The sequence below is a fragment of the Pseudomonas sp. R1-7 genome (assembly GCF_051132105.1).
Classification (GTDB): domain Bacteria; phylum Pseudomonadota; class Gammaproteobacteria; order Pseudomonadales; family Pseudomonadaceae; genus Aquipseudomonas.
The window spans coordinates 463,336-484,271 of the sequence record NZ_CP071661.1 but is presented as its reverse complement, the minus strand read 5'-3'; the positions used below and the strand labels follow the sequence as shown (position 1 = coordinate 484,271).

Below are 20,936 nucleotides of genomic sequence, written 5' to 3'. Positions count from 1 at the left end.
GATCACGCAACTACCCGAAACAGCGACTATGTTGTCTGGTTCGGTGTGTTTGTTTTTAGCCTGATGACGAAGGAGTTGACTCATGCGCGACAAACCGGCGAAGGATTCCATGCCCGCCCCTGCCAGTTTCATCAATGCACAAAGCGCCGTCACCGGCCTGCGCGGCAGGGACCTGCTATCGACTTTGCGCAACGTCGCCGCCCATGGCTTGCGCAACCCGGTGCACAGCGCCCGGCATGCGTTGCGCCTGGGCAGTCAACTGGGGCGTGTGCTGCTGGGGGAAACGCTGCACCCCACCAACCCCAACGACAAGCGCTTCGCCGACCCCACCTGGCAGCTCAACCCGTTCTACCGCCGTAGCTTGCAGGCCTACCTGAGCTGGCAAAAACAGGTCAAGAGCTGGATCGATGAAAGCGACATGACCCCGGATGATCGCGCCCGCGCCCATTTCACTTTTTCCTTGCTCAACGATGCGGTGTCGCCCTCGAACACCTTGCTCAACCCGTTGGCGATCAAGGAGCTGTTCAACTCCGGCGGCACCAGCCTGATCCGGGGCATCAGCCATTTGGTGGACGACCTGCTGCACAACGACGGACTGCCGCGGCAGGTCACGCCCCAGGCCTTCGAAGTCGGCAAGACCCTGGCAACCACGCCCGGTGCGGTGGTGTTTCGCAACGAGATGCTGGAACTGATCCAGTACAAGCCGATGAGCGAAAAGCAGTACGCCACGCCGTTGCTGATCGTGCCGCCGCAGATCAACAAGTTCTATATCTTCGACCTCAGCCCTTCCAACAGCTTCGTCCAATATGCCCTGAAGAACGGCTTGCAGGTCTTCATCATCAGTTGGCGCAACCCCGACGTTCGCCATCGTGAATGGGGCCTGTCCAGCTATGTCGAGGCAACGGAAGAAGCCATGAACGTGTGCCGGGCAATCACTGGCGCGCGCGAAGTCAACCTGATGGGCGCCTGCGCCGGCGGCATGACCATCGCCGCCCTGCAAGGCCACCTGCAGGCCAAGCGCCAGCTGCGCCGGGTCGCCAGCGCAACCTATCTGGTGAGCCTGCTGGACAGCGAGATCGAAAGCCCGGCCACGCTGCTCATCGACGAACAGACCCTTGAGGCTGCCAAGCGTCGCTCCTACCAGAGGGGCATTCTCGACGGCCGCGACATGGCCCGCGTATTCGCCTGGATGCGCCCCAACGACCTGATCTGGACCTACTTCGTCAACAACTACCTGCTGGGCAAGGAGCCACCGGCGTTCGACATCCTCTACTGGAATAACGACTGCACCCGGCTTCCGGCCGCCTACCACGGCGACCTGCTGGACTTTTTCAAGCACAACCCGCTGACCCGCCCAGGCGCGCTGGAAGTGTGCGGCACGCCAATCGACTTGCAAAAAGTCACGGTGGACAGCTTCAGCGTGGCCGGCATCAACGACCACATCACACCCTGGGATGCGGTCTATCGTTCGACCTTGCTGCTGGGCGGTGATCGACGCTTCGTCTTGTCCAACAGCGGCCACGTCCAGAGCATTCTCAATCCGCCGGGCAACCCCAAGGCCAACTACATCGAGAACCCGAAACTGAGCAGTGATCCCAGGGCCTGGTACTACGACGCCAAGCACATCGAGGGCAGTTGGTGGACCCAATGGCTGGGCTGGATCCAGGAACGCTCCGGTGCCCAGCGCGAAACGGTCATGGCGCTGGGCAACAGCAAATATCCCCCCTTGGAAGCCGCGCCAGGGAACTATGTTCGTGTGCGCTGACTGCCTCACCACGGTCGTATGCGGGCCGTGGCACGACTCCACCATTAAGAAGACCGGATGAAGACCCGCGACCGAATCCTTGAATGTGCCCTGCTGTTGTTCAACGAAAAGGGCGAGCCAAACGTTTCCACCATGGAAGTTGCCAACGAAATGGGTATCAGCCCCGGCAACCTCTACTACCACTTCCATGGCAAGGAACCGCTGATACTCGGATTGTTCGAGCGATTCCAGGCCGAGCTGGCGCCGCTGCTGGACCCACCCGCCGACGCGCAGCTGGCGCCGGAGGACTACTGGCTGTTCCTGCACCTGATCGTCGAACGCCTGGCCCAGTACCGATTCCTCTTCCAGGACCTGTCGAACCTGGCCGGGCGTTTGCCAAAGCTGGCCAAGGGTATTCGCCAATTGCTCAACGCGCTGAAGCGCACCCTGGCCTCCTTGCTCGCGCAACTAAAGGCCCAAGGATTGTTGGTCAGCGACACCCAGGCGTTGGGGCAACTGGTGGAGCAGATCACCATGACCTTATTGTTCTCGCTCGACTACCAGCGAATCCTGGATCGCGAAGGCGAAGTTCGCCTAGTGGTCTATCAGATCATGATGCTGGTGGCGCCACACCTGCCACCGGCGATCAAGGTTGCGACCGAGCGAATGGCGTTGCGGTATCTGGAAGAGCACGACTAACGAACGGCAGTGCGCCCACCGCTGCGAATCTATCGCACAGATAAAAACGCCCGACCTATGCAGGCCGGGCGTTTTTATCAACCCTGGAGATCAGGACTGAGTAGGAGGCGTCGATGGCGTCGGCGCGGTCGTTGGTGTGGCAACCGGAGCCGGAGCCGCGGCGGAGTTAGTCGTGCTCGCCGAAGTTGCCGGCTTGGCGGCTGCGGCTGGCGCCTTCGGTGCGGCTGCTTTGGGTGCGGCCGGTTTTTTCACGGCAGGTTTTTTCGCCGCTGCTGGTTTTGCTGCGGCTTTTGCAGCAGGTTTTGCCGCTGGCTTGGCTGCAGGTTTCGCGGTGGCCGGTTTGGCTGCCGCGGTTTTGGCCGCAGGTTTAGCGGCAGGTTTGGCTGCTGCTTTTGCCGCTACCGGTTTGGCCGCTGCCTTCGCAGCAGGTTTCGCCGCTGCGGTTTTGGCGGCAGGCTTGGCCACTGCTTTTGCCACTGCTTTGGCCGCCGGTTTGGCCGCAGCCTTGACCAGTGGCTTGGCTGCCGTCTTCGGCGCAGGCTTGGCCGCCGCCGTCTTGGTTGTGGCTGCTCTGGTCGCGACCGGCGTGACCTTGGCCCCGGTGAGTTTCTCGATCTGCTTGGTCAGGGTGTCGACCTTGTTGTGCAGTTCCTTGACTTCATTGCGGCTAGGCACGCCCAGACGGGAAATCGCACTGTTCAGGCGCTTGTCGAAAGCCCCTTCCAGCTCATCCCATTTGCCCAGTGCGCGATCTTTCACACCGCCCATGCGCGACTTGGCGGACTCGGCAGAGTCCTTGGCTGCGTCGACTTGTTTGCCGACCGCCGTCTTGGTGAGTTTCTCGGCTTTCTCGCCGTCCTTAACCAGGGACTCGAAGAGTTTGCTGCCGTCAGTGTCGATCTTCGAGTACACGCCTAAACCAGCCAGCCAGATTTTGCGGGAGTACTTTTCAATCTTCCCGGCCCACGAGCTGCCTTCTTTTTCGGTGATTTTTTTGCCAGCCATCCCGTTCTCCTTAATGTTTACGCGCGACACGTTCGAGCAATGCCGTCAGCTCATCGAGCTTAGCAGAGAGTGTCTCAACGTCATGTTTAGACGGAATGCCGATACGATTCAAGGCGCTTGCAACACGCGCGTCGAATACCTTCTCGACCTTGTCGAGTTGAACTTCGACCCTGGCCTTGAATGTGTTGACGTCGGTCTTGGCTTCGATCAGCTCGCTATTGGCCGCTTCAAGTTTCCCGGCAATATTCTTTTTGCCTTTGGTTTCAATAACTTCGCCAGCCTTTACGAGTTCATGGAAGTACTCGCTGCCCTCCTGGCCGACCTTGGTGTAGGCGCCCAGGCCCGCCAGCCAGATCTTGCGCGCGTACGTTTTCACGTCGCTCAGCGTGGAAGATTCAACGTCGGTTTTTTTCTTCAGGATAACTTTGGCCATGGTGCACCTCACTCGAAAAAAGGTTTGAGGAACTGCCCGCACACGGACGGGCTCAGGCACAAAGTAGTGAGAATAATTAGAAAGGGCACCCTAACAACTGACACAAAACCTGCGGGCGATGACTACCTTTGTGGGAGCGAGCTTGCTCGCGAAAGCGATGGATCAGTCAAACATCAATAGTGAATGACACACCGCATTCGCGAGCAAGCCCGCTCCCACAGAGTTTGGTGGTGAACTTGAGTACTGCATCCACCCTTCCGGTCAATCAAGCCAACGCCTTATCCAGCGCCTTTTCGATTTCAGTCTTGATCGTGCCGCTCATGGCCGACATCAACATGCCCAATTCCACGTCGACGCGAATCGAATCCTCGCCCACGTTCACCTCGCCCTTGACCCCGGAGCGCTTGAGCTTGAGCGTGTCGCCTTCCCAGGTAGGCTCCAGGCCATAGCTGCTGGACAACTTTGCGGCCAACTTGTCAGCCTTTTCGCGGGCTGCTTCCTTGCCCAAGCCATGGGCACGTTCAACAGTAATACGGGCCATCTGATAACTCCTGCTTGATCGAGACTTGCCTGAACGTTCAGACCCTGCCTGCGTCAAAACGTCCGGGCGATCGCTCATCTTACCTGCAGCCTTGCCAAGACAAAGCCCTCCACCGGGATTAGAATGTCCCGCATTCTTTTTTGGTGACAGCGATATGACTGATCAGCGCAAAGGCAGCGATGCCGAACCCACCACTCACTTCGGCTTCAAGAACGTGCCGGAAAGCCAGAAGGCGGAAAAAGTCGCTGAGGTTTTCCACTCGGTGGCCGCCAAGTATGACTTGATGAACGACCTGCTTTCGGGCGGTATGCATCGCCTCTGGAAGCGCTTCGCGATCGAGCTGTCGGGCGTGCGCAGCGGCAATCGCGTATTGGACATCGCCGGCGGCACGGGTGACCTGACCAAGAAGTTCTCCCACATCGTCGGCCCGACCGGCCACGTGGTGCTCGCCGACATCAACGAATCGATGCTCAAGGTCGGCCGCGACCGCCTGCTGGACCTGGGTGTGGCCGGCAACGTCGAGTTCGTCCAGGCCGATGTCGAAAAGCTTCCGTTCCCCGATAACCACTTCGACTGCGTGACCATCGCCTTCGGCCTGCGCAACGTCACCCACAAGGAAGACGCCCTGCGCTCGATGCTGCGCGTGCTCAAGCCCGGGGGCCGGCTGCTCGTGCTGGAGTTCTCCAAGCCGACCAACGCGCTGATGTCCAAGGCCTATGACGCCTATTCGTTCGCCTTCATGCCACTGATGGGCAAGCTGATCACCAACGATGCGGAAAGTTATCGCTACCTCGCTGAATCGATCCGCATGCATCCGGACCAGGAAACGCTGAAGTCGATGATGGTCGAGGCCGGTTTCGACCGGGTGACCTACCACAACATGACGTCAGGCATCGTCGCCCTGCACCGCGGTATCAAGCCCTGATGCTGCTCACCGGCCTGCTCGCCAGCGTCGAACTCGGTATCAACCGGGTCCTGCGCCTGGACAGTACGGCGCCGATGCGCCTGGCGCACTTGAGTGGCAAGGTGATTGCCGTCGACTGCCGCAGCCCGGCGTTACAGCTCTTCATCCTGCCCAGCGATGAAGGCCTGATGCTCGCCGCACACTGGGAAGCCGAAGCCGATTGCACGCTGCGTGCCCCGGCGTCGAGCCTGCTGGAACTGGCGCTGAGCAAGAACAAGACCGCCGTGCTGCACGGCCCGGACGTCGAGCTCGACGGCGACAGCGGCGTGCTGCTGGAACTGGCGGCAATCCTCCAGGACCTGGAGCTGGACTGGGAATACGAAGTGTCCCGCTGGATCGGTCCGGTGGCGACACAATTGCTCAGCGGCCACCTGCGCAGCCGCAGCCGCTGGTATCGCCAGGGGTTCGCGAGCCTGGGGCAGAATCTGAGTGAATACCTGGCCGAAGAATCGCGTACCCTCGTGGGCCAACGCGAGGCGCAGGCCCGTTTTGATGAACTGGACCAGGTCAAGCTTGACCTGGAACGTCTCGAGGCGCGTTTCGAGCGCCTTTCCCGATCCCTTGAAACCAAGCGATAACGCATGAAGCTGCTTGCCGTCCGCCGTCTGTTGCGCATCCAGCGCGTCGTGATCCGCTACCGCCTCGATGACCTGCTGTTCGCCTTGCCGCTGCCCTGGTTTCTCCTGGCGCTGCGCTTCGTGTTGCCGTGGCGCTGGTTTCCCCGGCGAACCCTGGACCTGAGTCGCGGCGCACGCCTGCGCCTGGCCTTGCAGGACCTGGGACCGATCTTCATCAAGTTCGGGCAGATCCTCTCGACCCGTCGCGACCTGTTGCCCGAAGACATCGCCGATGAATTGATGTTGCTGCAAGACCGCGTGCCGCCCTTCGACTCGAAGTTGTCGGTGGCATTGATCGAAGAGCAACTGGGCAAGAAGATCAGCGAAGTCTTCAGCCGTTTCGATGTCGAGCCCCTGGCTTCGGCGTCGGTCGCCCAAGTCCACGCGGCCCAGCTCAAGACGGGCGAAGAAGTGGTGGTCAAGGTGATTCGCCCGGGCCTCAAGCCGGTCATCGCCCAGGACCTGGCATGGCTGTTCATCCTTGCCCGCGCTGCGGAGCGGCTGTCCGCCGACGCGCGCCTGCTGCACCCGGTGGACGTGGTCCAGGACTACGAGAAAACCATCTTCGATGAACTCGACCTGCTGCGCGAGGCCGCCAACGCCAGCCAGCTGCGCCGCAACTTCGAAGGCTCGCCACTGCTCTATGTGCCACAAGTCTATTGGGACTGGTGCCGGCCGAAAGTCCTGGTGATGGAGCGCATCTATGGCATCCAGGTCACCGACCTGGCGACCCTCGCCGACCAGCGTACCGACATGAAACTGCTGGCCGAGCGTGGCGTGGAGATCTTTTTCACCCAGGTGTTTCGCGACAGCTTCTTCCACGCCGACATGCACCCGGGCAACATTTTCGTCAGCACGGTGCAGCCGTGGAGCCCCCAATACATCGCCATCGATTGCGGCATCGTCGGCAGCCTCACTCCCGAGGACCAGGACTACCTGGCGCGCAACCTGTTTGCTTTCTTCAAGCGTGATTACCGTCGCGTCGCCCAACTGCACATTGATTCGGGTTGGGTGCCGGCCGAAACCAAGCTCAACGAATTCGAAGCGGCGATCCGCACCGTGTGCGAACCGATCTTCGAAAAACCGTTAAAGGATATTTCCTTCGGCCAGGTTCTGATGCGCCTCTTCCAGACCGCGCGACGCTTCAACATGGAGGTCCAGCCGCAGTTGGTGCTGCTGCAAAAGACCTTGTTGAACATCGAAGGCCTCGGCCGCCAGCTGTACCCGGACCTGGATTTGTGGAACACCGCCCAGCCCTTCCTCGAACGCTGGATGCGCGAGCGGATGAGCCCGAAAGCCTTGCTGGGCAACGTTCAGAGCCAGTTCGAACAAATCCCGCACCTGGCCAACATGACCCGCGATCTGCTCGAACGCATGTCCCAACCCCACGCCAACGACCCTGCCCCGCCGTGGAAACGCCGTCGGGACGACTGGTTCCTGCGCCTGCTCGGCGCGGCCCACCTGGGCGGCGGCGCGGTGCTGGCCGCCGGTGGGCCATTGAGCCAACTGGGCCATTGGCCCGCCGGTGTCATGGTGGTCGTCGGTTTGTATCTGGTCGTTCGCCGATAGCCAGCACCGGTTCTCACTGGCACACTGTTTCAACGCTGGGCCCGCCGATTCGAAGCGCGCGGCCCATGGTCGGAGTCGAAGATGAAAAACTGGCAGGACGAGATCAAATGGGACGCCGACGGCCTGGTGCCGGCCATCGCCCAGGATCACAAGACCGGGCGCGTGCTGATGATGGCCTGGATGAACCGTGAAGCGTTGGCCCTGACCGCCGCCGAGAATCGCGCCATCTATTGGTCACGTTCCCGTGGCAAGCTGTGGCGCAAAGGTGAAGAGTCCGGGCATGTGCAGCACCTGCATGAGATGCGCCTGGATTGCGACGGCGACGTCATCATCCTGATGGTCGAGCAGGTCGGCGAGATTGCCTGCCACACCGGCCGTCAAAGCTGCTTTTATCGTGTCTTCGAGAACGGCGACTGGAAGACCGTCGACCCGGTGCTCAAGGACCCGCATGCCATTTATTCAGGACATACCCATGAGTGACACCCTGACCCGCCTGGCCCAGGTGCTGGAAGAGCGCAAGGGCGCCGCGGCCGACAGCTCCTATGTCGCCAGCCTGTACCACAAGGGCTTGAACAAGATTCTGGAAAAAGTCGGCGAAGAGTCGGTCGAGACCATTATCGCTGCCAAGGACGCCGCCATCAGCGGCGACTGCAGCGACGTGATCTACGAGACCGCCGACCTGTGGTTTCACAGCCTGGTGATGCTGGCCCAACTGGGACAGCATCCGCAGGCCGTACTGGATGAACTGGACCGTCGCTTCGGTCTGTCCGGGCACGTTGAGAAAGCCTCGCGCCCGTCCGCCTGATCAACTTTTGAGAGGAATAGCCACATGGGTATTTTTGACTGGAAACACTGGGTCGTCATTCTGGTGGTCGTGGTGCTGGTGTTCGGTACCAAGAAACTCAAGAACCTCGGCACCGATGTCGGTGAGTCGATCAAGGGTTTCCGCAAGGCCATGAACGATGATGAGAAACCGGCCGAACCGACGACCAACCAGGGTCAAACCGTGCAGCCGGCCCAACCGGTACATCCGCAGGCTACACAGCCTGTAAACGCGCCGAACACCATCGACGTGCAGGCCCAGAAAGTCGAAGAGCCAACCCGCAAAGACTCGTGAGCACTGACTAATGTTTGGGATCAGCTTCACTGAACTGCTGCTCGTCGGCCTCGTCGCCCTGTTGGTACTGGGCCCTGAGCGCCTGCCGGGCGCTGCGCGTACCGCCGGCCTGTGGATCGGCCGCCTGAAGCGCAGCTTCAATGCGATCAAACAGGAAGTTGAACGTGAAATCGGCGCCGACGACATCCGTCGGCAGCTGCACAACGAACACATCCTGTCGCTGGAACAGGAAGCGCGGAAAATTTTCACGCCGACCCAGCATGAGCCGACGCCGGTGCAGCCAGCGGCCGAGCCGGCGATCGCACCCGTCGAAGCTGCGCCAACAGTGGCTGAACCGGCGAAACCGGTCGATCCGGCACCTGCGACGACACCGACTCCCAACGATCCCACTTTGCCGCCGCGAGCCCCATGAGCGATATCCCTGAAAACGACCAGCCGATGCCGCTGGTATCGCACCTCACCGAGTTGCGCACCCGTCTGCTGCGTTGCGTCGCGGCGATTTTCATTATCTTCGCCGGGCTGTTTTCGTTCACCCAGCAGATCTACACCTTCGTCTCCACGCCGCTGCGCGAGTATCTGCCTGTGGGCGCGACGATGATTGCCACCGATGTGTCGTCGCCGTTCCTGACGCCACTGAAACTGACGATGATGGTCTCGCTGTTCCTGGCGATCCCGGTGATCCTGCACCAGATCTGGGGCTTCATTGCACCGGGCCTGTACAAGCACGAAAAACGCATCGCCGTGCCGCTGCTGGTGTCGAGCATCATGCTGTTCTACACCGGCATGGCCTTCGCGTATTTCTTGGTATTTCCGCTGATTTTCAAATTCTTCGCCGCCGCCACTCCGGCGGGCGTGGAGATGATGACCGACATCACCAGCTACCTGGATTTCGTCATGACGCTGTTCTTCGCCTTCGGCGTGGCGTTCGAAATCCCGGTGGCGGTGGTATTGCTGGTGTGGATCGGCGTGGTCGACGTCGCCTATCTGAAGAAAATCCGCCCGTACGTGATCATCGGCTGCTTCGTGGTCGGCATGATCCTGACCCCGCCGGACATCTTCTCCCAGACTCTGCTCGCCGTGCCGATGTGGCTGCTGTTCGAAATCGGCATTCTGTTCGGTGCCCTGGTTCGCAAGCGCCGGGAAGAAGAGCCCGAGGACCAGCCCGTCGATGACCACAACGACCAGCCACCAGCGACCCAAGCGTGAACCTGCTGTTGCTCGAAGAGGCCGATTTCATCGGTCCTGACCGCGTCATCCTGTGTGATCGCCGGTTGACGCACATGCAGGAAGTCCACCGCAGCGCCGTCGGCGACAGCCTGCGGGTCGGGCGCATCGGCGGCTTGATGGGCACGGCCCACGTGTTGCGCCTGGATCCTCGCGAGGCCGAACTGCAAGTGACCCTCGACCAGCCGCCACCGGCCAAGCTGCCGCTGACCCTGGTGCTCGCCCTGCCGCGTCCGAAAATGCTCAGGCGAGTGTTCCAGACCGTAGCGACCATGGGCGTGCCGCGTGTGGTGCTGGTCAATAGCTATCGCGTGGAAAAGAGCTTCTGGCAGACGCCGTTCCTTGAGCCCGAGGCGATTCGTGAGCAGTTGATCCTTGGCCTGGAGCAGGCCAGGGACAGCGTCCTGCCGGAAATCGTCATCGAAAAACGCTTCAAACCCTTCGTCGAAGACCGCCTGCCGGCTATCGTGGACGGCACTCTCGGGCTGGTCGGCCACCCGGGCAACCACCCGCCGTGCCCCCGGGCCCTGACGGAACCCGTAACCCTGGCAATCGGCCCCGAAGGCGGCTGGATCCCCTACGAGATCGACCTGCTGGGCAAGGCCGGTTTGCAACCCGTGCAGCTTGGTGAGCGGATCCTGCGGGTGGAGACAGCGGTGACCGCATTGCTTGCCAGGTTGTTCTGACGCCTCCTTCACCACGAAATCTTGACAATTTCCTACAGATCCCAACAAAGCCGCCGATACAGTCCCCATAAAACCAAAATCAGCGCTCCAAGGGAGTATCAGCATGTTCGGGTGGCTTGCCCAGGGTCTGGGAAATGTAAGCGTTAACCGCAAACTCGGCGCAGGCTTTGGCCTGGTGCTGCTCCTCACCTTGATGATTGCGTTCACCGGTTGGTCCGGCCTCGGCAATGTCATCAGCCGCGGCGACAAGCTGGGGTTCATTGCCAGTCTCAACGACCTGAGCAAGGACTTGAACCTGGCCGCCATCGACTACAACACCACCCGGGGCGAGAAAGGGCCGCAACAGGTCAATGATCTGCTTGGCAAACTCGAAGCCGGGCTGAAAACCGCTCGCGAGTTGATTGAGCAGCCAGCCGACGTTGCACTGATCGACCAGCAACTGGCCGCCGTCGCCGAATACAAAAGCGCCTTCGCCCAGATGACCAGCGCCACCGTCAGCCGCGAAGATGCCCGCAGCAAGCTCGGCGCCAGTGCCGACAACACGGTGGCCCGCGTCGCCGAGGTGGAAAAGGCAACGTTGCAAAGCGGCGACATCACGCAATTCAACAGCGTGGTGGCCCTCAGCAAGGCAATTCAACAGGCGCGCTATCAGGTTCGCGGCTACACCTACAGCGGCAAAAGCGAGGCCCAGCAGCCGGCCATCGATGCAATCACCGATGTCTTGAAACTACTGGCACGCTTGCCTGCCCAGCTACCTGAAGAACACTCCGACAGACTTCAACAGGCCAGCGACTCGATGAACACCTATCGAGCGGCGGTCAGCCAGTTCCGCGATTCCCAGCTTGATAACGGCGCCGCATTGCAGAGCATGAGTCAACAGGGCCAGGTACTGATCGATTCCAGCCAGAAGCTCACCGTGTCCCAGACCGCCGTGCGCGACCACGACACCGCCCAGGCCAAGACTGTCCTGATCGCAGCCGCCGCCCTGGCCCTGCTGTTTGGCGTGATTGCCGCGCTGCTGATTACCCGGCAGATCGTCGGCCCGCTGGATGAAACGCTGAAAGTGGCAGAACGCGTCGCCGCCGGCGACCTGACCCACAACCTCACCTCCGAACGCCGCGACGAACTCGGCCAACTGCAACGCGCCATGCAACGCATGACCGTGGGCTTGCGGCAGTTGATCGGTGGTATCGGTGAAGGCGTCACCCAGATCGCCAGCGCCGCCGAGCAACTCTCGGCCGTCACTGAGCAGACCAGCGCCGGCGTCAACAGCCAGAAAGTGGAAACCGACCAGGTCGCCACGGCCATGCATGAAATGACCGCCACGGTGCAGGAAGTGGCGCGCAACGCCGAGGAAGCATCCGAAGCCGCCGTCGCTGCCGATCAACAGGCCCGTGAAGGCGACAAAGTGGTCGGCGAAGCCATCGCCCAGATCGAACGCCTAGCGAAGGAAGTGGGCAATTCCACTGCTGCCATGGGCGACCTGAAACGTGAAAGCGACAAGATCGGCAGCGTCCTGGACGTGATCAAGTCCGTGGCCCAGCAAACCAACCTGCTGGCCCTCAACGCCGCCATCGAAGCAGCCCGCGCCGGTGAAGCCGGACGTGGTTTCGCGGTGGTGGCCGATGAAGTCCGCAGCCTGGCCCAGCGCACCCAGAAGTCTACCGAAGAGATTGAAGAACTGATCGTGGGCCTGCAGACCGGTACCGAACAGGTCGCGACCATCATGGACAACAGCCGCAGCCTGACCGACAGCAGCGTCGAACTGACCCGCCGCGCCGGCGGCTCGCTGGAGAACATCACGCGCACGGTTTCAGCGATCCAGTCGATGAACCAGCAGATCGCCGCGGCGGCTGAGCAGCAGAGTGCGGTGGCCGAGGAGATCAACCGCAGCGTGCTGAATGTGCGTGATGTGTCGGAGCAGACGGCGTCGTCCAGTGAGGAGACGGCGGCTTCCAGCGCGGAGTTGGCACGGCTGGGGGTTCATTTGCAGACGTTGGTGGGGCGGTTTAGGGTCTGACTTGGCACCCGAGATCAATGTTCATGAGGGGGCGGCTTTAAAGCCGACCTGGCTCTGAGTGACCGCGTTTCTACTGTGAGAGCGAGCTTGCTCGCGATAGGGGTGCCACAGTCGACGAAAATGTTGGATGTGCCGCCCTCTTCGCGAGCAAGCTCGCTCCCACAATCGGATCGGGGTATGACCGGAGAATCAGGTCGGCTATAAGGCCGCCTCGCTTTAGACCTTGATCTTGATCTGGGCCGCCCCGTTAACCACGCTGGCCGAACGCAGGCATTGCGCAGTGGGCATCCCGGCATGGATGCCGGGATAGCCGCGCTGGGCCATGGATGGCCCTTCGCGGCGGGCCCACGGAGCAATGCCGGAGTGAGGGCACACCGAGCCTGGGAGAGGTGCCGAGTGGTGGGGCAATCCTTTTTGGTTACTTTTTTGGCGTCTGAAAGTAAGGGCGGAACCTTAAGCAGCCGTTACCCAAATAACGGATATACACACAAAATCCCCAACTCCCACAGTCCGTCATCCCAAGGCTACGGCGCCTTGCGCCATTGCCTACAACTACGCCAGAATCCGCCGGCTTGTGCGCCTTGGCCCCGGGCTCTAACGTTTGCAGGTCGCTGTCAGTTCAGCGATCGGGTTTAGCAGCTCGGCACAATATCAAGGCACGCAGGTCCGCTTCATGGCGGCTGTGCGTGGGGCACTTCGGTGCGCCGGGTTCCTTGATTCCTGGTCTGCTAACCCGCGTACTGCCGCCACCCTTTTCGTTTAGCAGCGATGTCTGGCGGCTCCATCAATCAAGGAGCGTCAACCATGTACAAAGCCACACCCAACCCTCCAGAACCAGAAACCGATCCCAAGAAACTCCAGGAAGCCACCGATCGCGCGCTCGACTACTACCTGAACCCCAAACAGGCAGAATCCGAGAACAAGCCGTCGCCAGGCCAGCTTTTCACCGTCGTCGACGGCATCGACACCGAAAGCCTACTGGCCAACCTCAGCGAAAACCTGGCCTCAGCCGACGCCATGGTCAGTGATCTCGCGTTCGACCTGAAAGGCTCGCGACGCCATATTGCCCTTGGTATTCAGCAACTGATCGAGCTGAGTGGCATGTTGGCAAACCGAGCACTGGACAACGTCAATACACAATCCTGACCTTGCCACGGGCGGTGATCAAAAACTCATATAACGCCCAACAAAAAGCCCCGCATCCTTTCAGAAGCGGGGCTTTTGCGTATCAGGCGATCAAGCCACTTGAGGCTGTACGCTCACCGGCTGCAGCGGCAGCAACGGTGCGTGCGGATCGGCCTTGACCGACTTACGCCATGCCGCCAGCCACTCCGGATGCGCTTCGCTCCAGACCAGCTCATGCAGGCGGGACAAGGCCACCGGGTCACTCAACAGCGCCAGTCGCTCGGTATTGTTGAGCCCCTCTGGGCCAACCTTCAGGGCATGACGGACACGCTCGACCCGCAGCCATTCGATGGGCTCGGCCTGACCATGACGCGAAGTGGCCAACGCGCACGCCAAGGCGTTCTGTTGTGGATCGACCACAGCCCGGATGAAACCGTCGTTCAGCGCGTGCCAACGGTTTTCATGGGTGTACTGGTCAGTCGACAGCAGCTCCTGTGGCGGTGCGTATTCCTCCGGAATGAGGAACAGGCTTTCATCACGGGACTTCAAGCCCAGGCCCACGCGACTGGAAATCACCGAGACCGGGATCGACAGCATCAGCGAGCCGACAATCGGCACGAGCCACCACAGGAAGCTCGGGTTCAGCCAGATCACCAGCAGTGCCCAGAAGAAGCCCAACAGGGTCTGCGGGCCGTGGCGCTTGACGGCTTCGCTCCACGGTGTGGAGTCGTCGTCACGCTTCGGCGAATTCCAGGTCGCGGCCCAGCCCAGGAAAGCGGCGAGGACGAAGCGGGTGTGGAAGATCATGCGCACTGGCGCCAGCAGCATGGAGAAGAGCATCTCCAGCAGCATCGACAGGGTGACCTTGAACTTGCCGCCGAACTCCGTCGCGCCTTTTGCCCAGATCAGCACGATGCTCAAGAGCTTGGGCAGGAACAGCAGCACGATAGTGGTCGAGAACAGCGCGATGGCCTTCTCCGGATGCCATTGTGGCCAGAGTGGATACAACTGGCGCGGCTCCAGGAAGTATTGCGGTTCCATCAGCGTATTCACCGCCAGCAGCGCGGTGGAGAGCACCAGGAAGAAGAACCACAGCGGCGCCGACAGATAGGACATCACCCCGGTCAGGAACACCGCGCGGTGCACCGGGTGCATGCCCTTGACCAGGAACAGCCGGAAGTTCATCAGGTTGCCGTGGCACCAGCGACGGTCACGCTTGAGTTCGTCCAGCAGGTTCGGCGGCAACTCCTCGTAGCTGCCCGGCAAGTCGTAGGCAATCCACACGCCCCAACCGGCACGGCGCATCAGCGCGGCTTCGACGAAGTCGTGGGAGAGGATCGCGCCCGAGAACGCTCCTTTACCGGGCAACGGCGCCAGGGCGCAGTGATCGATAAACGGCTTCATGCGGATGATCGCGTTGTGGCCCCAATAGTGGGATTCACCCAGCTGCCAGAAGTGCAGGCCAGCGGTGAACAGCGGACCATAGACGCGGGTGGCGAACTGCTGCATGCGCGCATACAGCGTATCCATGCCCGAAGCCTTTGGCGCGGTCTGGATGATGCCGGCGTCCGGGGTGGCTTCCATCAGGCGCACCAGGCTGGTCAGGCATTCGCCGCTCATGACGCTGTCAGCGTCGAGCACGACCATGTACTTGTAGTCACTGCCCCAACGACGGCAGAAGTCGTCGAGGTTGCCGCTCTTGCGCTTCACGCGGCGACGGCGACGGCGGTAGAAGATCTTGCCGAAGCCGCCGGTTTCGCGGCAGACATCCAGCCAGGCCTGCTGTTCGGCCACGCAGATATCGGTTTCGTTACTGTCGCTGAGCACGAAGAAGTCGAAGCGATCCAGGTCTCCAGTGGCTGCGACTGACTCGAAGGTGGCGCGCAGGCCGGCGAATACCCGTGGCACGTCCTCGTTGCAGATCGGCATCACCAGCGCGGTGCGGGCGTCCTTGGGAATCGGCTCGTTGCCGGCGCTGGCACCGGAGATACGGTACTTGTCGTGACCGGTGAGCAGTTCCAGAAAGCCCATCAGCGCGGTCCAGAAACCGGCCGACACCCAGCAGAACAGGATCCCGAACATGATCAGGATGCTGGTTTGCAGCGCATACGGCAGCACTTGCGTGGCCGTTTGCAACAATGGTTGGTGCATCACTTCGTCCAGGTCCACCAGCGACCAGCCCTGGTACGGCATGATGCCTTTCATGTACCAGCCGGCGACGATGGTCTGGCCAAGCATCAGTATCAGCAGGATGTAGCGGCGGATCGACCCCACGGTACGCCAACGCGCGTGCGGCAATACGCGTTCGTCCTTGGGTGGCTTCGGCGGATTGGTGCGACCGGTCAGGCGGCGCCATGCACGTACCAGGATATTGGTACGCCATGGCTCCGGCACAACCTTGGTCCGGCGAATCGGCGGAGTCGCCTTCAGGCACACCCGGCCGCTGGAATCGAGCGCCAGCATCTCGGCGTCCTCGAGTTCCTCGGCGGTGCTCAGCGTCAAGCGACGACCTACCGAGGCTTGCGCCGCCTCGGTGGGTGCATCGAATGTCGAAGAAGCCAGGCGTTCATGCAAGTCGCTGAAAGACTTGCAGCCCGCCAGCTCGGCGCGCTGCTCGTCGGTCATCGGCAAATGGGCCAGATACTCGCGAAGAGATTCTGGTTGTACGGGAGTATTACTCATCGGCAGGCAACTGATAGCTCCAGGTCTCGGTCAGGACTTGCTCAGTCTGCTCCGGTTCCTGTGGGGTTGGGGTCGGCTCGGCGGCGGCGGTGGACGCCTTGACGGCCTTGGCTTCTTTTTGCTCGCTGGCTTGCTCGTTGGTCTTCTCTTTCTCGCCCTGCTGCTTAGCGACCTTGTCAGCCTTGGCCAAGGTGGTCACCGAATGCGAGGCGGCCGGCAGTTCAACCGGGACAAGCGGCCGGACCAGGGCGGCACGCATCTCGGTGGCCTTGCTCGGGTCCTTGATCTTCAGGCGCAGCGTCAGGCGCCAGCCCTTGGTTTCCGGGTTGTAGCGCACGCTGTTTTCAACGATCTCGCCGTTGTCGCCGACGCTCACCTGGCTGCGCACTTCTGCGTTTTCCGGCAGGGCTTGCAGGGACGGGCCTTCGAAATCGACCAGGTAGGCCACGCTGCCATCCGGCTGACGGATCAGGTTGGACTGCTTGACGTCGCCGGTGGAGCGCAGGGTCTGCTTGACCCAGGCGCTGTCTGGCGAGTGCAGGCTGGCTTCATCGAGGGTCCAGTGCAGGCGATAGGCGAAGTCCAGCGGCTGGCCTGGCTCAGGCAATTTTTCCGGGCTCCAGAACGCAACGATGTTGTCGTTGGTTTCGTCGGCGGTCGGAATTTCCACCAGGTTAACGGTGCCCTTGCCCCAGTCGCCTTTTGGTTCGATCCAGGCACTCGGACGCTTGTCGTAGCGATCGTCCAGGTCTTCATAGTGGCTGAAGTCACGGCCACGTTGCAGCAAGCCGAAACCACGCGGGTTTTCCACGGAGAAGCTGCTTACGGCCAGGTGTTTCGGATTGTTCAGCGCGCGCCAGATCCACTCACCGTTACCGGCATGGATGGATAAGCCGCTGGAATCGTGGAGTTCACGACGATAGTTCAGCACTTTGGACGGTTGGTTGGCGCCGAACAGGAACATGCTGGTCAATGGGGCGATGCCCAGCTTGTTGACGCGATCACGCAGGAACACGCGCGACTTCACGTCGACGACGGTGTCGGTGCCTGGACGCAGGGTCAGGCGATAGGCGCCCGTAGCCCGAGGCGAATCCAGCAAGGCGAAGATCACCAGGTGCTTGTCGGTCGGTTTCGGGCGCTGGATCCAGAACTCGCGAAAGCGCGGGAACTCTTCACCCGACGGCAGTGCGGTGTCGATGGCCATGCCACGGGCGGACAAGCCGTAGACCTGGCCTTTGCCGATGACGCGGAAGTAGCTCGCGCCCAGCATGGTCATGATCTCGTCTTGCTTGTCGGCCTTGTTGATCGGGTACAACACACGGAAACCCGCGTAGCCCAGCTGCTCGGTGGCCTTGGGGTCGAACTTTACGTCACCAAAATCGAAGCGCGTCGGGTCGTATTTGATCTCTTCGACGGTGGTCGCGGTGATCTCGTTGATCTTCACCGGCGTATCGAAGTGCATGCCCTGGTGGTAGAAGGACAGCCGGAACGGAGTCTTCTGGTCGGCCCATTCCGCTTTTTCGGTGCGGAAACGGATTTTCTGATAATCGGCGAATTTCATTTCGCGGAATTCGTTCGGCAAATTGCTGCGCGGGGCCTCGAACTTCTGCCCGGCCAGTTCTTGCGCTTTTGCCGACACATCATCCAGGCTGAATGCCCACAGTTGGCCGGCGCCAAACAGGCACAACAGGGCCGAGCCCGCTACCAGAGCGTTTCTAAACCGTTTGGCAGTCATTTTTGGTGCATTACAGGGACTAACAATCACGAGCAACCCTCGCCGAAAACTGATCAAAAAACCAACGGCCAGATAAAGTATCTACACGGTAACGGCGCTGAAAAACCGTTCCTGCGGACCACTCTTGCCAAGTTGGCGAGCATTGTTCCGACTCCGATGGGACAAAATGATTCCCCAAACGGTTCAGGACAAGTCTCTACCTAAGTCAAATGGACCAGCGAACGCTGATCCCCCGTAGCGCGCGATTATCTAGTACGCCGCGTGACAACGCATCAGGGCCAGTAAAGTATTTATCGAGAAAACATCCCGTTTTGCCTCGAAACCCGACCGAAAAGATGTTTCAAACGCTTTCAAGCCTGTAACAGAAAGGTTACCGGGCCATCATTGACCAGATGCACTTGCATGTCGGCGCCGAATCTACCTGATGCCACGGTGCCATGCACCTGTTTCGCCTGGCTGAGCAAATAGTCGAACAACTCTTCACCAAGGGCGGGAGGCGCGGCGGTCGAAAAGCTCGGGCGCAGGCCACTTTTGGTGTCCGCCGCCAGGGTGAACTGGGAAACCAGAAGCAACCCCCCTGCCACATCCGCCAAGGACAGGTTCATTTTCCCGGCGTCATCGCTGAACACCCGGTAATTGAGCAGCTTGTGCAAGAGTTTGTCGGCATGGGCCCGGGTATCTCCGGGCTCGACAGCCACCAATACCAGCAAGCCATGATCCACCGCACCGACAATCTCGCCCGCGACTTCTACCCGGGCGCCGCGCACCCGTTGCAGCAGACCTTTCATGCTTCTTCGGGCGGCAGGTCAAGCAGGCGACGGGCCATTTGCGCGGCCGCGCGCACCAGCGCATCGGTGATCCCTGGCTCCGACGCTGCGTGACCGGCGTCGCGAATCACCTGCAGTTCGCTGTTGGGCCAGTTCTGGTGCAGTTCCCAGGCGTTGTCCAGCGGACAGATCACGTCGTAGCGACCGTGCACGATGACGCCCGGCAAATGGGCGATCTTGCCCATGTCGCGAATCAGCTGATTGGGTTCGAGGAAAGCGTTGTTGGTGAAGTAGTGGCATTCGATCCGCGCGATCGACAGGGCGCGCTGCGGCTCGGAGAAGCGGTCGACCACCAGTGGGTTCGGGCGCAGGGTCGCGGTGCGGCCCTCCCAGGTCGACCAGGCCTTGGCGGCGTGCATCTGGGCGATCTGGTCATTACCGGTCAGGCGCTTGTGGAAAGCGCTGAGCAGGTCGTCGCGCTCATCCAGTGGGATCGGCGCGATGTAGTCCTGCCAGTAGTCCGGGAACAGGCGACTGGCGCCGGCCTGGTAAAACCACTCGATTTCCTGCGGACGGCAGAGAAAGATCCCACGCAAGATCAAGCCATGTACGCGCTCCGGATGGGTCTGGGCGTAGGCAAGGGCCAACGTCGAACCCCAGGAACCGCCAAACAGCACCCACTTTTCAATGCCCAAGTGCGTGCGGATGCGCTCCAGGTCCTCGACCAGATCCCAGGTGGTGTTGTTTTCCAGGCTGGCGTGGGGCGTGGACCGACCGCAGCCGCGTTGGTCGAAGGTGACGATGCGGTACAGGTTCGGGTCGAAGTAGCGACGGCTCTGCGCATCGCAACCCGCCCCCGGGCCACCATGGATGAACACCACCGGCAGGCCTTCTGGCGAACCGCTCTCATCGACGTAAAGCGTGTGGGTGTCATCGACAGCCAGATCGTGCCGGGCATGGGGTTTGATCTGCGGGTACAAAGTCTGCATTGCGCGCTCCGTAAGGGGTCGAGTCATCCCTGGGGGGACTTCTATTTGGTCTGCCGTCCGGCATCATAAACCCGAATTACGTCAATGAGCATGCCCCGCGCGCAGTCAAAGCGTGTCAGCCAGGTAAGCGAACAGCGTGCGATACATCTTATCGACCTCCGGCACATGGCCCCGAGCGCGCAGGCAACCGTGGACCAGCCCGTTGCCGACATGGAGCACCGCGTCCACGCCTGCGGCGTTCAGCCGCTCGCTATAAAGGATGCCGTCGTCGCGCAAAGGATCCCATCGGGCTACGGTAATCAGCGCCGGCGGCAAGCCGCTCAGGTTCTCGGCGAGCAACGGTGCAGCGTACGGTGTGGGTTGCAAGTCACCAAGGTACTGCGCCTCATAGCGCTTCACGTCCTGGCTGCTCAGAAGCGGTGCATCGGAGCATTCATGACGCGACGGTAAATCCGCGGGGCCGCCGAGCGCCGGGTAGATCAACACCTGGGCCCGGGGCAACGGTTGTCCGGCATCGCGCAAAGCCAGGCACAACGCCGCGGCGAGATTGCCTCCGGCACTGTCGCCGACCAACGTCCGGCGACGTGGGTCGATGGCAAACGGGGTGTCCGCCAAGTGGTGCCACACCGCGAGACAGTCTTCGAAAGCGGCCGGGAACGGATGCTCCGGCGCGAGTCGGTAATCCACCGCCACGACCAATGCGCCGAGGTCCAAGGCCAACTCCATGCAGATGAAGTCATGGGAATCCAGATCCCCTACCACCCAACCTCCACCGTGCAGGTAAAGGATGCACGGCCAGCCGGCGAGCGGCGGCGCGGTGCGCGGGTGATAGGCGCGGATGGGCACGCCAGCCAGGTGCAGGTCCTCGACCGCCAGTGTTGACGGGCGCGGCGGGGTGAAGGCCCGGCACATCTGGCTGTAGGCCTCGCGAGAACCGGCGAGGCTGTCGTCCGAAGCAGGGAAGCTCAGGGTTTTGTCGATGAAAGCGGACATTGCCTGGGAGAGTGGATAGGCCATGG

At 61.2% G+C, this 20,936-nt stretch carries 20 protein-coding genes and 1 pseudogene; 13 read left to right on the top strand and 8 right to left on the bottom strand.

Features of this window, described 5'->3' with window-relative positions:
- Positions 1-82: 82 nt before the first annotated feature.
- Complete coding sequence (gene phaC / locus J3P79_RS02225) at positions 83-1,765, top strand: class II poly(R)-hydroxyalkanoic acid synthase (protein WP_434607792.1); 1,683 nt, start codon at positions 83-85, stop codon at positions 1,763-1,765.
- A gap of 57 nt (positions 1,766-1,822) precedes the next feature.
- On the top strand, positions 1,823-2,443 hold the full coding sequence (locus J3P79_RS02220) for a TetR/AcrR family transcriptional regulator (RefSeq protein WP_434607791.1): 621 nt from the start codon (positions 1,823-1,825) through the stop codon (positions 2,441-2,443).
- 90 nt (positions 2,444-2,533) lie between these two features.
- Here the strand turns inward: J3P79_RS02220 and J3P79_RS02215 are convergent, their stop codons facing one another.
- The 3 genes from J3P79_RS02215 to J3P79_RS02205 form a co-directional block, all read right to left on the bottom strand.
- Complete coding sequence (locus tag J3P79_RS02215) at positions 2,534-3,448, bottom strand: phasin family protein (protein WP_434607789.1); 915 nt, start codon at positions 3,446-3,448, stop codon at positions 2,534-2,536.
- A gap of 10 nt (positions 3,449-3,458) precedes the next feature.
- Entirely contained in the window at positions 3,459-3,881 is a 423-nt protein-coding gene (locus J3P79_RS02210; RefSeq protein WP_434607787.1) for a phasin family protein, read from the bottom strand.
- Positions 3,882-4,146: 265 nt separating this feature from the next.
- Complete coding sequence (locus J3P79_RS02205) at positions 4,147-4,422, bottom strand: polyhydroxyalkanoic acid system family protein (protein ID WP_434607786.1); 276 nt, start codon at positions 4,420-4,422, stop codon at positions 4,147-4,149.
- A gap of 154 nt (positions 4,423-4,576) precedes the next feature.
- On the opposite strand from J3P79_RS02205, the gene ubiE reads away from it, so the two are divergent.
- The 11 genes and pseudogenes from ubiE to J3P79_RS02150 all read left to right on the top strand — a co-directional run bounded on the left by ubiE (position 4,577) and on the right by J3P79_RS02150 (position 13,765).
- The gene (gene ubiE, locus J3P79_RS02200) at positions 4,577-5,347 is read left to right on the top strand and encodes a bifunctional demethylmenaquinone methyltransferase/2-methoxy-6-polyprenyl-1,4-benzoquinol methylase UbiE (protein WP_434607784.1); all 771 of its coding nucleotides are present in this window, start codon (positions 4,577-4,579) and stop codon (positions 5,345-5,347) included.
- Positions 5,347-5,971, top strand: a pseudogene (locus tag J3P79_RS02195) (ubiquinone biosynthesis accessory factor UbiJ). The gene ubiE and the pseudogene J3P79_RS02195 overlap by 1 nt, the downstream one beginning before the upstream one ends.
- The gene (gene ubiB, locus J3P79_RS02190; protein WP_434607782.1) at positions 5,968-7,572 is read left to right on the top strand and encodes a ubiquinone biosynthesis regulatory protein kinase UbiB; all 1,605 of its coding nucleotides are present in this window, start codon (positions 5,968-5,970) and stop codon (positions 7,570-7,572) included. Before J3P79_RS02195 ends, ubiB begins: the two are co-directional and overlap by 4 nt.
- Positions 7,573-7,653: 81 nt before the next feature.
- On the top strand, positions 7,654-8,052 hold the full coding sequence (gene hisI, locus J3P79_RS02185; protein WP_003196931.1) for a phosphoribosyl-AMP cyclohydrolase: 399 nt from the start codon (positions 7,654-7,656) through the stop codon (positions 8,050-8,052).
- Positions 8,045-8,377 (top strand): phosphoribosyl-ATP diphosphatase, encoded by a 333-nt coding sequence (locus J3P79_RS02180; protein ID WP_003186671.1) that lies wholly within the window; start codon positions 8,045-8,047, stop codon positions 8,375-8,377. The genes hisI and J3P79_RS02180 overlap by 8 nt, the downstream gene beginning before the upstream one ends.
- 24 nt (positions 8,378-8,401) lie before the next feature.
- Positions 8,402-8,689 (top strand): twin-arginine translocase TatA/TatE family subunit, encoded by a 288-nt coding sequence (locus tag J3P79_RS02175; protein ID WP_434607780.1) that lies wholly within the window; start codon positions 8,402-8,404, stop codon positions 8,687-8,689.
- Positions 8,690-8,699: 10 nt separating this feature from the next.
- Complete coding sequence (gene tatB, locus J3P79_RS02170; protein WP_434607779.1) at positions 8,700-9,101, top strand: Sec-independent protein translocase protein TatB; 402 nt, start codon at positions 8,700-8,702, stop codon at positions 9,099-9,101.
- Positions 9,098-9,895, top strand: a complete 798-nt coding sequence (gene tatC / locus J3P79_RS02165) for a twin-arginine translocase subunit TatC (RefSeq protein ID WP_434607777.1) — start codon at positions 9,098-9,100, stop codon at positions 9,893-9,895. Before tatB ends, tatC begins: the two co-directional genes overlap by 4 nt.
- The gene (locus J3P79_RS02160) at positions 9,892-10,599 is read left to right on the top strand and encodes a 16S rRNA (uracil(1498)-N(3))-methyltransferase (RefSeq protein ID WP_434607776.1); all 708 of its coding nucleotides are present in this window, start codon (positions 9,892-9,894) and stop codon (positions 10,597-10,599) included. Before tatC ends, J3P79_RS02160 begins: the two co-directional genes overlap by 4 nt.
- 103 nt (positions 10,600-10,702) lie before the next feature.
- Positions 10,703-12,619: a methyl-accepting chemotaxis protein gene (locus J3P79_RS02155; RefSeq protein ID WP_434607774.1), complete on the top strand. Its 1,917-nt coding sequence runs from the start codon at positions 10,703-10,705 to the stop codon at positions 12,617-12,619.
- Between the two features lie 804 nt (positions 12,620-13,423).
- A complete protein-coding gene (locus tag J3P79_RS02150; RefSeq protein ID WP_434607772.1) occupies positions 13,424-13,765 on the top strand; it encodes a DUF6124 family protein in 342 nt (113 codons plus the stop codon).
- A gap of 90 nt (positions 13,766-13,855) precedes the next feature.
- Here the strand turns inward: J3P79_RS02150 and mdoH are convergent, their stop codons facing one another.
- The 5 genes from mdoH to J3P79_RS02125 form a co-directional block, all read right to left on the bottom strand.
- A complete protein-coding gene (gene mdoH / locus J3P79_RS02145; RefSeq protein WP_434607771.1) occupies positions 13,856-16,426 on the bottom strand; it encodes a glucans biosynthesis glucosyltransferase MdoH in 2,571 nt (856 codons plus the stop codon).
- A complete protein-coding gene (locus J3P79_RS02140; protein WP_434607769.1) occupies positions 16,419-18,161 on the bottom strand; it encodes a glucan biosynthesis protein G in 1,743 nt (580 codons plus the stop codon). Before J3P79_RS02140 ends, mdoH begins: the two co-directional genes overlap by 8 nt.
- Before the next feature lie 350 nt (positions 18,162-18,511).
- Positions 18,512-18,949 (bottom strand): D-aminoacyl-tRNA deacylase, encoded by a 438-nt coding sequence (gene dtd, locus J3P79_RS02135; RefSeq protein ID WP_434607768.1) that lies wholly within the window; start codon positions 18,947-18,949, stop codon positions 18,512-18,514.
- Positions 18,946-19,917 (bottom strand): prolyl aminopeptidase, encoded by a 972-nt coding sequence (pip, locus tag J3P79_RS02130; RefSeq protein ID WP_434607766.1) that lies wholly within the window; start codon positions 19,915-19,917, stop codon positions 18,946-18,948. The genes dtd and pip overlap by 4 nt, the downstream gene beginning before the upstream one ends.
- Positions 19,918-20,022: 105 nt before the next feature.
- Positions 20,023-20,934 carry an alpha/beta hydrolase gene (locus J3P79_RS02125; RefSeq protein WP_434607765.1) on the bottom strand — a complete coding sequence of 304 codons (912 nt, stop codon included), beginning with the start codon at positions 20,932-20,934 and terminating at the stop codon, positions 20,023-20,025.
- Positions 20,935-20,936: the final 2 nt, after the last annotated feature.